The organism is Streptomyces sp. NPDC031210 (genome assembly GCF_055570395.1).
The window spans coordinates 1-10,477 of the sequence record NZ_JBVIHH010000006.1; the positions used below are offsets into that span (position 1 = coordinate 1).

Sequence of the window (10,477 nt, forward strand, 5' to 3'; positions counted from 1 at the left end):
CTTAGTCCACCCTCTCCCCCCCCCCCCCCCCCTCCTTCCCCCCCCCCCCCCCCCCCCCCCCCCCCCCCCCCCCCCCCCCCCCCCCCCCCCCCCCCCCCCCCCCCCCCCCCCCCCGGTACCGGGGCCGGCTCAACTGCCGGCAGTGAGGGCGAAGCCGAGGGCCGGGCTGATGACGAACGCGCCGAAGAGCGCCGCCGCGGCGGCGCTGAGCACGATCTTGCGGGTTCGGGTGCCGGCGGTCACACGCCACGCCGCCCACTGCTGGGGGATCGTGCGAGTGGTTTCACCGAAGCGCGTGAGCCAGGAGAAGAGCAGCACGGGGACGATGAAGAGGAGACCGGCAAAGCCGGTGGAGAAGTTGCTTATGGCCGCTCCGCGACCAGCGGTGGTGTAGGTCGCGGCGGACAGGATACTGAGAACGGCACTGTCGTTGTGCCCCTGGACCGCGAGTTTGAAGCCCGGGTCGTACTCGGTGTCGAGGCTGCCCAAGGACGCCTTGTTGTCCACGACCTTCCCGTCGTCCGAGCGGAAGGTGCCGTCACAGTCGTAGTCGTGCTGGGCCGTGGAGCGGTGACTTGTGCTTTCACGGGAGCACTCCTTGACCGTGAATGTTCCGTGTGTGCCCGTGAGGCCCGCTGCGGTCAGCCCTTTGATGAAGAAGACGGTAAATATTGCCAGGGCGACAGCAAGGAAGAAAATGTGGCCGCATAGCGTCTTCAAAGGCGTCTTGCCGGACATCTGCGGAGAGTTGGACATGGCAGTTTTTCCCTTTCGTGGTCGTCGGCCGGGAATTCGGTAGGCGCAGGCGTCGGCTACCGTACGACATAAGCTTTAGCGGACTCTTATGCAGCCGAGAACGAGGGAGACCCATGGCAGGCTCCGGATATGACGTGGATCCGGCCGTCCTCAAGTCGCAGGGCGGTGCCTTCAAGGACATTGGCTCCGATTTCAGCGACGCCGCCAAGAAGTTGAAGGACACGCTCAAAGACGCTCAAGAGTGGGGCGATGACGATCTCCTCAAGATTTTCATGGACATCTACACGCCGGTGAGCGACGGCATCGTCGAGTCGATGCCCACCCTCGGTGAAGGTCTCTCCAAGATCGGCGAGAACCTCGAGACGATGGGCGCGCATTACGACAGCACCGAGCAGGATCAGCACGACGGCATCACCAAGTATGCGGCGAGTCGCCCCGAATTCGCGAACTGACGTTAATTCAACTCGGCGATATCGCCCCACGTACGCCTCATACATCACCGAACATGCGCTTCCCGGGGGAGTGATTCACCGTGGCCACCATCATGCTTCCTGTCGAGGTCGACTGGGTCCTCGATCTGCTGGGCTTCCAATGGCCCAATATCGACGAGGACAAGATGCGCGACGCCGCCGAAGCCTGGAGCAGCTTCGCCGCCTCCGCTCGCTCGGCCGCGCAGCAGGGTGACAGCGCCACCCAGGCGGTGCGCGGCGCCAACTCCGGTGAAGCGATCGAGTCGTTCGAGAACAAGTGGAAGAAGTTCTCCGGCGACGGCTTCCTCGATGAGGCCGCCGAGGCCGCCGAGGCGCTCGCCGTGGTGCTCCAGATCGTGGCCACGATCATCATGGTGATGAAGTTGGCGGTGATCGCCCAACTCATCGCGCTGGCCTTCGAGTTCGCCGCGGCCCAGGCTGCCGCACCCGTCACCCTGGGTGCCTCCGAGGCCGGGGCCGCCGCTGCCACGGCGACCACCAGGGTGATGGTTCGCGAGATCATCAGCAAGGCGAAGACAGAGGTCATCCAGGCCATCAAGGACGCTCTCGCGCAGAAGGTGAAGCGGTCGGCCAGGGAGATGGCGGTGGACTTGATCAAGGAACTCGCCATGGACTCCGGCAAGAAGGTCGCCGGGAACCTCGCCACGCAGGGGATCAAGAGCCACTTCGGGGCGCAGCACGGGTTCGACTTCAAGGCTGCGGGTGAGGCCGCGGCCAAGCCCGTCGTCGACAAGGGGAAAGAGGTCGTCGACGGCGCCAAGGGTGTGGGCGAGGTGGGCCAGGGTCTCGGAAAGATGGCGACGGGCGATTTCGCCGAGGGCGCCAAGCAGGCCTACGAGGGGGAGCAGAAGGCCGCCAAGGCCGCCAAGAGCGCCTATGGCGTGGCCTATAAGGACGCTGAGCCGGCCGCCTCCGGTGAGGGCACGTCGTCGGAAGGCGGCGACGGCGGCTCCTCCGAGGGCGGGTCCAGCTCCTCCTCGTCCTCGTCCGAGGGCGGCTCCGGCGACTCGTCCTCCAGCAGTGGCTCCGACGGTGCGAACTCTTCCTCGGCCACCCCCGCGAGCGGAGGTACGAGGCCCCGCCCCACCGACACCGACACCGACGGCCAGGACGAGGCCGCACGCGTCCGCAACGCCTTCGGCTGACGCAGACCCGTACCGTCCTACAAGGGAGCCCTGCCCCATGACTGGCAACAACGCCTTCACCAACCCCGGCGACCGCGAATACCCCATCGAGGAGAAGGACCTTTCCGAGGAGCAGAACGAGCACCTCACCTCCGCCCTGCGCGCCGTGCGCGACAACGCCAACGCTCCCTCCGAACTCCAGGACATCGCCCGCAAGATGCTCGGCGGCCGGCTGGAGCTCAAGGACGTGCTGGACGACCCGTCCGGGTACCGGGTGCTGACCGATGGCATCTCCGGGATGCGGGAGAGCTGGCGGTCCATGTCCCCGCAGGACCGGCAGGCGGTGCGGGCGCACGTCGAGGAGAAGGCCGAGCAGGCGGAGGCCGAGGGCGTCGGTGCCACCTACCGGCCCCGCGAGGCGTAACGGCGCTGCGGAGCACCGTCCCCGTCAGCCGGCCCCGGCCGGCACCCGCAGACGGAACAGCGCGCCGCCGCCCGGGGGCTGTTCGGCGGTGAGGGTGGCGTGGTGGGCGTGGGCGATCTGGCGGGCCATGGCGAGGCCCAGGCCGGAGCCGGGGAGGGCGCGGGCGGCCTTCGCGCGGTAGAAGCGGTCGAAGACGTGCGGGAGGTCGGCGGTCGCGATGCCGGGGCCATGGTCGCGTACGGTCAGCTCCAACGCGCCGGGTGACGCGGTGAGCCGGGCTTCGACGGGGCCGCCGGGCGGGGAGAACTTGGCGGCGTTGTCGAGGAGGTTGGACAGCAGCCGGGTCAGGCGGGCCGGGACGCCGGGGACGGTGGTGCGGGCGGCGTCCGGGGCGATGGCGGTGGTGAAGGTGAGATCCGGCCAGTGCCCGCGGGCGGCGCTCACCGCGTGCTCCAGGAGGGCGGCCGGGCGGACCTGTTCCACCAAGGGCTGCGGCTCCTCGTCCCGGGCCAGTTCGATCAGGTCGTTGACCAGGGTGGTGACCTCGCGCGACTGACGGCCGAGCGCCGCGGCGGCCCGGTCGCGCTGGGCGTCGGTCAGCCGGTCGGCGCGGGCCAGGAGTTCGGCGTTGGTGCGCAGCGCCGTCAGCGGGGTGCGCAGCTCGTGGGAGGCGTCCGCGACGAGCCGGCGCTGGGCGGCGACGGACTGTTCCAGCTCGCCGAGCATGATGTTGAAGCTGGTGGCGAGCCGGGTGACCTCGTCCTCGCGGGAGGCCGGCCCGGCCGGCAGGTCGATGCGGTGCCGGGCGTCGCGGGTGGCCGCGATCCGCTCGGCGGTGGCGGTGAGCCGGGCGACCGGCGCCAGGCCCGTACGGGAGACCCAGTAGCCCAGCGCGGCGGCCAGCAGGACGCCCGCGCCGCCGACCGCGAACAGGACCCGGGCCGCCTGTCCCACGCCGTGCTCGACGGTGTCGGAGCGCAGCGCGACCTGGAGCGCCTCGTCCCGTCCGGGCAGGCGGGTGGTGAACATCCGCACCGGCCGCCCGGCGACCGTCTGCGCGCTGTAGTACGCCGCGCGGTGTCCGGCGGCGACCTGGCGGGTGGCGTCGGCGACCGGCAGGCCGTACGGCTCGCGCGGGTCGCGGGCCGGATCGGCCGGCACGATCTGCACGCAGGGCACGGCCTGGTACCGGCAGGAGGTGTCGCCGGCGGTCGGTCCCCAGCCGTGGGTCTGCCGGGTGACCTGGGTGGCGGTCTGGGTGAGGTTCAGGTCGAGTTGGCGGGTCATCTCGTAGCGGATGAGGACGAACGCGGCCGCGCAGACGCCGAGGGCGACCAGCGCCACCGCGGCGGAGGCGGCCAGCGCCAGGCGGGTGCGCAGCGGCCGGCGGCGGTGCCAGGGCGCACCCGGGCCGCGGCCGCCGCTCACGCGCCCTCCGCGTGGCCCAGGCGGTAGCCGACGCCGTGCACGGTGTGCACCAGCCGCGGCTCGCCGCCCGCCTCCAGCTTGCGCCGCAGATAGCCGATGTAGACGGCCAGGGAGTTGGAGCCGGGGCCGAAGTCGCGGCCCCACACGCGTTCCAGGATCACCTCGCGGGGCAGCACCTGCCCCGGGTGCAGCAGCAGCAACTCCAGCAGCGCCCACTCGGTGCGGCTGAACTCCAGGGGCCGGCCCGCCCGGTGGCCGGTCCGGGTGGCCGGGTCGACGACGAGGTCGGCGAAGGAGAGCCGGGTGTCGTCGGCGGCGGGGGCCGACGCGCGGCGCAGCAGCGCCCGCACGCGGGCGACCAGTTCGTCCAGCGCGAAGGGTTTGACGAGGTAGTCGTCGGCGCCCGCGTCCAGGCCGTCGACGCGCTCGCTGACGGAGTCCAGCGCGGTCAGGACCAGGAGGGGGGTGCGGTCGTCCAGGGCCCGCAGCCGCCGGCAGACGGCGAGTCCGTCCAGGACCGGCATCATCACGTCCAGGACGAGGGCGTCCGGCTGCCAGGTGGCGACCTCGCTGAGCGCGGCCAGGCCGTCGGCGGCGCCGCGCACCTCGTAGCCCTCGACGGCGAGTCCGTCCTCGACGGCCGCCCGTACCTCCGGTTCGTCGTCGACGACGAGGATTTTCGCGGGGGAGGCGGGGCCGGTCGCGGACGAGGGCGGGGGGTGGGCGGAGCCCGGGGGCGTGGACGGCATGGCCCCAGGCTGCCAAAGAGTTCTCTCACATTCCTCTTAGGCGGGCGACGCGCTGGGCGGGGGACGAGCTTCTCCGGGCCGGTGACGCGCGTGGCGGCGCGGGCCGGCGCGCCGCCGCGGACGGGGTGGCGCGAGGCCTCGGACCGTCAGGCCAGGCCGCCCAGGCCCTGGAGCAGCACGGTGGACAGTTGGTGGGCCCACGCGCCGTCGACCGGTTCGGCGGTGACCAGGGTGCGGTGCACGATCGCGCCGGCGATGACGTCGAAGATCAGGCCGATGGCCTGCGCGGCGGCCCGGGCGCCTTCGGTGCCGGGGGCGTCCGGCGGGAGTTCGCCGCGGGACTGGGCGCGTTCGCGGCCGAGGACGACCAGCCGCTTCTGGCGGTCGACGATCGCCGAGCGGATCCGTTCGCGCAGCGCGTCGTCGGCGGTGGACTCGGCGACCACGGCCATCAGCGCGGTCTTGGTCTCGGGCCGCGCCAGCAGCGCGCCGAACTGGAGGACGACGCCCTCTATGTCGGCTTGCAGGCAGCCGCGGTCGGGGAGTTCCAGCTCGTCGAAGAGGACCGCCACGGCGTCCACGACCAGCTCGCTCTTGTTGGCCCAGCGGCGGTAGAGGGTCGTCTTGGCGACGCCGGCCCGGGCCGCGACATCGCCCATGGTGAGCCTTCCCCAGCCCAGGTCGACGAGCGCGGCACGGGTCGCGTCGAGGATCGCGCGGTCGGTTTCCGCGCTGCGCGGGCGCCCGGTGCGGCCTTTGCGGGGGCTGGCGGAGTGGTGCATGCGGGCGACCATACCGGCCGGTAAGGAGGAGGGTGGGGCGGCTCGTGAGGGAGATCACGCCGTGCGGGGCCGGGGGTGGTTGCGGAGCGGGGGCGGTGGGCAGTTACGCTACGGGTCGTAGCGAAAGAGTGATGACCACTGGCCGTGGGTGGGGACCCATGGCCGCACACCGGCTTCCCGCGAGGGTGCCGGACTCGGGCGACGGGCCCGTCGTACGCCGGCATTCCGGCGGAGCGTACGGACGGGTGCGGGGCCCCGCGGGGAATCCGGCGGCGCCGGAGCGTAATTTCCGCATCGCTTTCCGGAACGGACCGCCCAGGGGGGAGGATGGACTCATGCAGCCACGCAACATGTCCATGAGTGGAGTCGTCGACCTCGCAGCGGTGAAGGCGGCCGGAGAAGCGAAGCAGAAGGCGGAGCAGGCGCGGGCCGAGGCGGCCCGTACGGGCGGCGTGCCGGTGACCGGCGCCGGCCTGGTGTTCGACGTCGACGAGGCGGGGTTCCAGCAGGACGTCCTGCAGCGTTCCACCGAGGTCCCGGTCGTCATCGACTTCTGGGCCGAGTGGTGCGAGCCGTGCAAGCAACTGGGTCCGCTGCTGGAGCGCCTCGCGACCGAGTACGCCGGCAAGTTCGTCCTCGCCAAGATCGACGTCGACGCCAACCAGATGCTCTTCCAGCAGTTCGGCGTGCAGGGCATCCCCGCGGTCTTCGCCGTCGTCGCCGGCCAGCCCATCCCGCTGTTCCAGGGCGCGGCCCCCGAGGCGCAGATCCGGCAGGTGCTCGACCAGCTCGTGCAGGCCGCCGAGCAGCAGTTCGGCATCGTCGGCGCGCCGGTCGACCCGCAGGCGGCGGGCGAGCAGGCGGCCGCCCCGGCGCCCGAGCCGGCCGGCCCGTACGACGCGCTGCTGGAGGCCGCGAACCAGGCGCTGGACGCCGGCGACCTGGGCGGCGCCGTGCAGGCGTACAAGAACGTGCTCTCCGACGACCCGGCCAACGCCGAGGCCAAGCTCGGCCTGGCGCAGGCCGAACTCCTGCGGCGGGTGCAGGATCTCGACCCGCAGGCCGTGCGCAAGGAGGCCGCGGAGAATCCGGCCGATGTGCAGGCGCAGATCCGGGCCGCGGACCTGGATCTGGTCGGCGGTCATGTGGAGGACGCGTTCGGCCGGCTGGTCGACGTCGTCAAGCGCACGTTCGGGGACGACCGCGAGGCCGCGCGGGTGCGGCTGCTGGAGCTTTTCGAGGTGATCGGTACGGAGGATCCGCGGGTGACCGCGGCGCGTACCGCCCTTGCACGCGTGCTTTTCTGACCCGCCCACTTTCACACCGTCTCCACCTTCCGTGAGCCTTCGTGGCAAACGAACAGCGGCCACCTTTACCAAAAATTGGTAAAGGTGGCCGCTGTTACTTGGAGTAAATCCAGGCGGCCCTCTTGTGGCGCTCTGCCCGTAAATGCCCCATGTTTCGTCGGCGTGTGGTACGACCCTGCGTACTCGGCCGATACCAGCCGGTCGCGGCTCGGTTATGCGCCCGTTACCCGCAAGTAACGAGCCTCTTGTGTAGCCGACGTGAATGGACCACGATCGGCCTCGCTCGGTCCCTTACCGCAGCCCGGCATCCAACCGGCGCCGCGAAGCGCGAGGGGTCCCCACCGAGTGGCCGGCGGCAGTGACGCCGGTCTTGGACAGGGGGGTCTTCGTCCTCATCGGCGGAGCCTGTCCGGAGGTTGCGCGAGAGCGTGGCCAGTGGTTGTCGCTCGGGGGTGATCGCCGGAATTCGGAACGCACTTCGCCTCCGAGCACGGCGCTCTCCTTCCCGAGGACGTAGCACTTCTCCCATCCCAGGTGCGGTCGTCGTCAAACCGACGCGGCCGACGCCGGAGATGTACGTCCGAGAAGGAGGAAAGTCATGGAGTCCCTGGCTCGTGGCGGGACCAGATGGAAGCGGTTCGCCGTCGTCATGGTGCCCAGCGTCGCGGCGACCGCCGCGATCGGTGTGGCACTTTCGCAGGGTGCCCTCGCGGCGTCGTTCAGCGTGTCCGGCCAGCAGTTCAAGGTCAGCACCGACCGCCTGGACGGCACCGGCTTCGTGCAGTACGGAGCCGTTGACGCCCTGAAGAACGGCAAGCAGGTCCCGGTGGCGGTCTCGGGGTTCTCGAACGCCAAGATCCGAAACCTGTGCCAGTCGGTCGTCGTGCCCGTCCCGGTGTTCGGTGACGTGTCGATGAAGTTGTCGGCGGGTGGCGGTGACACGCCGGTCACGGCGAAGAACCTCTACATCGACCTCGACCAGCTCGACGCGGACGCGTCCTTCACCAACATCAACATCGGTGTTGCGGCGGGCTCGACGTCCAAGGGCCCCGGCATGAAGAAGGGCGATGCGGCCGACCCCGGTTCCTTCGCCCAGGAAGCCGACTCGGCTGTCCTGACCCACGTCAAGCAGCGCGCGTGGGCCACGACCGCCGGTACGTTCAAGCTCAGCGGCCTGAAGATGAGCGTCGCCCGGGGCAAGAACGAGTGCTACTGAGGCACTGAGCGTACGGGCGCGGGGGCGGCGCCGCGCGGCGGCATCCGCCGCTCCCCGTGCCCGTACGCATCCGGCGCCTTATGGCACTCCAGCTCAGAACCACCGATTTGCCAGTCCCGAGGAGCTGTACGACATGAGCGAGAGTCGTGTGGGGGTCACCCCGGCCGGAGGCTGGGGGAGAATCATCGACAGGTGCGCGCGGCGCGAATATGAGCCCGCCGACCGTAGGGAGGCTGGCGCATGAGCGCCGACACGCGACCCCAACTGATCGAGGGCATCGGACAAAAGCGCATCACGTTCCGGGAATGGCGCGGACAGCGCCCGTTCTGGGGCGGGATGCTCACTGTGCTGGCCGGTCTCCCGATCATGTACATCCCTTATGCGAATCTCACGATCGGTTCCCTGACCGTCCGCATGGCCACCACCGCCGGCGCAGGCTCGCTGATCATCGGCGTCCTGCTGGTCGTGCTCGGTCTGACCATGTGGTTCCAGCCCGCCTCCCGCGTCTTCGCCGGAGTCGCGGCGATTTTGCTCTCGCTGGTCTCCCTGGTCGTCTCGAACTTCGGTGCCTTCCTGATCGGCTTCCTGCTGGGCCTCATCGGCGGCGCGCTCGGGATCGCCTGGGCGCCGGCCAAGACCGGTGGCGGTGAAGCCGGTGACCCGGCCCGACCCGCGGCCGGCACGCCGGCCGGCGACGCCGCACCCGCCGCCACCGGAGCGGACGACCTGTCAGGAACGAGCCCGACCAACGACGGGAGGCACCGTGCCGGGTGACGAGCTGCACCAGAACGCAGCCGCCGGGGCGAAGAGCGGGCCCAGACACGCGGCCCCCAAGAAGCCGCTGCTGACACGGCTCCACGTGCCCGCGGGCAAGGCGATAGCCATCGCCGCGATGCCGTCCGCCGTGCTCATGGGCATCGGCATCACGCCCCAGTTGGCGATGGCCAAGCCCATGCCGAAGAGCCCGTACAACGACGGCCCGTGCGTGAGCGCTCCGGACAAGCAGGAGCAGGAATCGCGCGACGCCAAGGCGGGCGAGGCGGCCAAGAAGAAGGCCGCCGAACAGAAGGCCGCTGAGGAAAAGGCCGCCGAGGAGGCCGCCCGGGAGAAGGCGGAGGCGGACAAGCCGGACGCCTCCGACGAGGCGGACAAGGGCGCCACCCCGTCGCCCGAGCCCTCCGCCTCGAAGGACGCCGAGCCCGCACCGTCGTCCCCGAGCTCCGAACCGTCCACCAGCCCCTCTCCCTCGGAGTCGGCGGACGAGGAGAACCCCTGGTACGACCCCCTGGGTGTGGGCAAGAAGGTCACCGACGTGCTCACCCCGGACGACGAGGAGCCGGCCGGCGCCTCGGCCTCGCCGAGCCCCTCGCCGTCGGCCACCTCCAGCGGGTCCGGCGCGTCCGAGGACTCCGGTTCCGCCCTCGACAAGGTCACCGAGCCGGTGAAGGACACCGCCGGCAAGGTGGGCGAGACCGCCGAGGACGCCAAGGAGAGCGCGGACAAGGCCACCGGGGACGCGTCGGACAAGGCGGCGGACGCCCTGCCCGCGCCGTCGCCGAGCGGTTCGGCGGGCACGTCGGACGGCAAGGAGCCGTTCCCGTGCGTCGTGGAGAAGAAGTCCGACGGCACCGACGAGCAGCCGCCGGGCACCGTCCCCAACGACCCCTGGCAGTTGGAGTCCAGCGCGCTGACCCTGCGCGAGCTGGACTACAAGGGGGTGGTGAACCTCAAGATGCCCAACGGCAAGACCAAGCAGGCGCTGAAGTTCACCGCCGGCAGCGTCGACATCGGTGACCTGCACCAGATCGTGCAGGGGCCGGGCGGCAGAAAGTACCACGTCGAGGCGTCCAAGGGCTCGACCTCCACCATCCGCGGCGGGACGGTGACGATGTACACCGAGCGGCTGCAGGGCAACCTGTTCGGGCTGATCCCGATCGTCTTCGATCCCGAGCACCCGCCGCCCGTCAACGTCCCCTTCGCGTACTTCACCAAGGTGAAGATCACGCAGGCGGGGCAGTTCGGCGGCACGCTCACCGTGCCCGGCCTGCACCAGACCATCACGGACTGAGCCGGCCGGAACCAGCGGTCCGATCCCTTCCGGGAGCCGCGTAAAACGGCGGTGGGGGGGGGGGGGGGGGAGGGGGGGGGGGGGCGGGGGGGTGGGGGGGGGGGGGGGAGGAGAGGGAGGGGGGGGGAGAGG

Annotated in this window: 11 protein-coding genes; 7 read left to right on the forward strand and 4 right to left on the reverse strand. The window is 70.9% G+C overall.

Annotation, left to right across the window (positions count from 1 at the left end; genetic code table 11):
• Positions 1–129 precede the first annotated feature (129 nt).
• Entirely contained in the window at positions 130–738 is a 609-nt protein-coding gene (locus tag ACZ45Z_RS13105) for a hypothetical protein (protein WP_468360828.1), read from the reverse strand.
• A 131-nt stretch (positions 739–869) separates the two neighbouring features.
• Between ACZ45Z_RS13105 and ACZ45Z_RS13110 the strand changes: the two genes are divergently transcribed.
• The 3 genes from ACZ45Z_RS13110 to ACZ45Z_RS13120 all read left to right on the forward strand — a co-directional run bounded on the left by ACZ45Z_RS13110 (position 870) and on the right by ACZ45Z_RS13120 (position 2,795).
• Positions 870–1,208, forward strand: a complete 339-nt coding sequence (locus tag ACZ45Z_RS13110) for a hypothetical protein (protein WP_468360831.1) — start codon at positions 870–872, stop codon at positions 1,206–1,208.
• Between the two features lie 80 nt (positions 1,209–1,288).
• Entirely contained in the window at positions 1,289–2,392 is a 1,104-nt protein-coding gene (locus ACZ45Z_RS13115) for a WXG100-like domain-containing protein (RefSeq protein WP_468360834.1), read from the forward strand.
• A 37-nt stretch (positions 2,393–2,429) separates the two neighbouring features.
• Positions 2,430–2,795: a hypothetical protein gene (locus ACZ45Z_RS13120; protein WP_468360837.1), complete on the forward strand. Its 366-nt coding sequence runs from the start codon at positions 2,430–2,432 to the stop codon at positions 2,793–2,795.
• A 24-nt stretch (positions 2,796–2,819) separates the two neighbouring features.
• Here ACZ45Z_RS13120 and ACZ45Z_RS13125 read toward each other — a convergent pair whose 3' ends face one another.
• The 3 genes from ACZ45Z_RS13125 to ACZ45Z_RS13135 form a co-directional block, all read right to left on the reverse strand.
• Positions 2,820–4,223, reverse strand: a complete 1,404-nt coding sequence (locus ACZ45Z_RS13125) for a sensor histidine kinase (protein ID WP_468360841.1) — start codon at positions 4,221–4,223, stop codon at positions 2,820–2,822.
• Positions 4,220–4,972 carry a response regulator transcription factor gene (locus ACZ45Z_RS13130; RefSeq protein WP_468360844.1) on the reverse strand — a complete coding sequence of 251 codons (753 nt, stop codon included), beginning with the start codon at positions 4,970–4,972 and terminating at the stop codon, positions 4,220–4,222. The genes ACZ45Z_RS13125 and ACZ45Z_RS13130 overlap by 4 nt, the downstream gene beginning before the upstream one ends.
• Before the next feature lie 146 nt (positions 4,973–5,118).
• Positions 5,119–5,766 (reverse strand): TetR/AcrR family transcriptional regulator, encoded by a 648-nt coding sequence (locus ACZ45Z_RS13135; protein ID WP_468360847.1) that lies wholly within the window; start codon positions 5,764–5,766, stop codon positions 5,119–5,121.
• A 323-nt stretch (positions 5,767–6,089) separates the two neighbouring features.
• Here ACZ45Z_RS13135 and ACZ45Z_RS13140 point away from each other — a divergent pair, with 323 nt between their 5' ends.
• The 4 genes from ACZ45Z_RS13140 to ACZ45Z_RS13155 all read left to right on the forward strand — a co-directional run bounded on the left by ACZ45Z_RS13140 (position 6,090) and on the right by ACZ45Z_RS13155 (position 10,345).
• Positions 6,090–7,061 carry a tetratricopeptide repeat protein gene (locus ACZ45Z_RS13140; protein ID WP_468360850.1) on the forward strand — a complete coding sequence of 324 codons (972 nt, stop codon included), beginning with the start codon at positions 6,090–6,092 and terminating at the stop codon, positions 7,059–7,061.
• 598 nt (positions 7,062–7,659) lie between these two features.
• Positions 7,660–8,277, forward strand: a complete 618-nt coding sequence (locus ACZ45Z_RS13145; RefSeq protein WP_468360852.1) for a DUF6230 family protein — start codon at positions 7,660–7,662, stop codon at positions 8,275–8,277.
• A 240-nt stretch (positions 8,278–8,517) separates the two neighbouring features.
• Positions 8,518–9,051 (forward strand): DUF6114 domain-containing protein, encoded by a 534-nt coding sequence (locus ACZ45Z_RS13150; RefSeq protein ID WP_468360855.1) that lies wholly within the window; start codon positions 8,518–8,520, stop codon positions 9,049–9,051.
• Positions 9,041–10,345, forward strand: coding sequence for a hypothetical protein (locus ACZ45Z_RS13155; protein WP_468360858.1), 1,305 nt, complete (start codon positions 9,041–9,043; stop codon positions 10,343–10,345). Before ACZ45Z_RS13150 ends, ACZ45Z_RS13155 begins: the two co-directional genes overlap by 11 nt.
• The last annotated feature ends 132 nt before the right edge of the window (positions 10,346–10,477 follow it).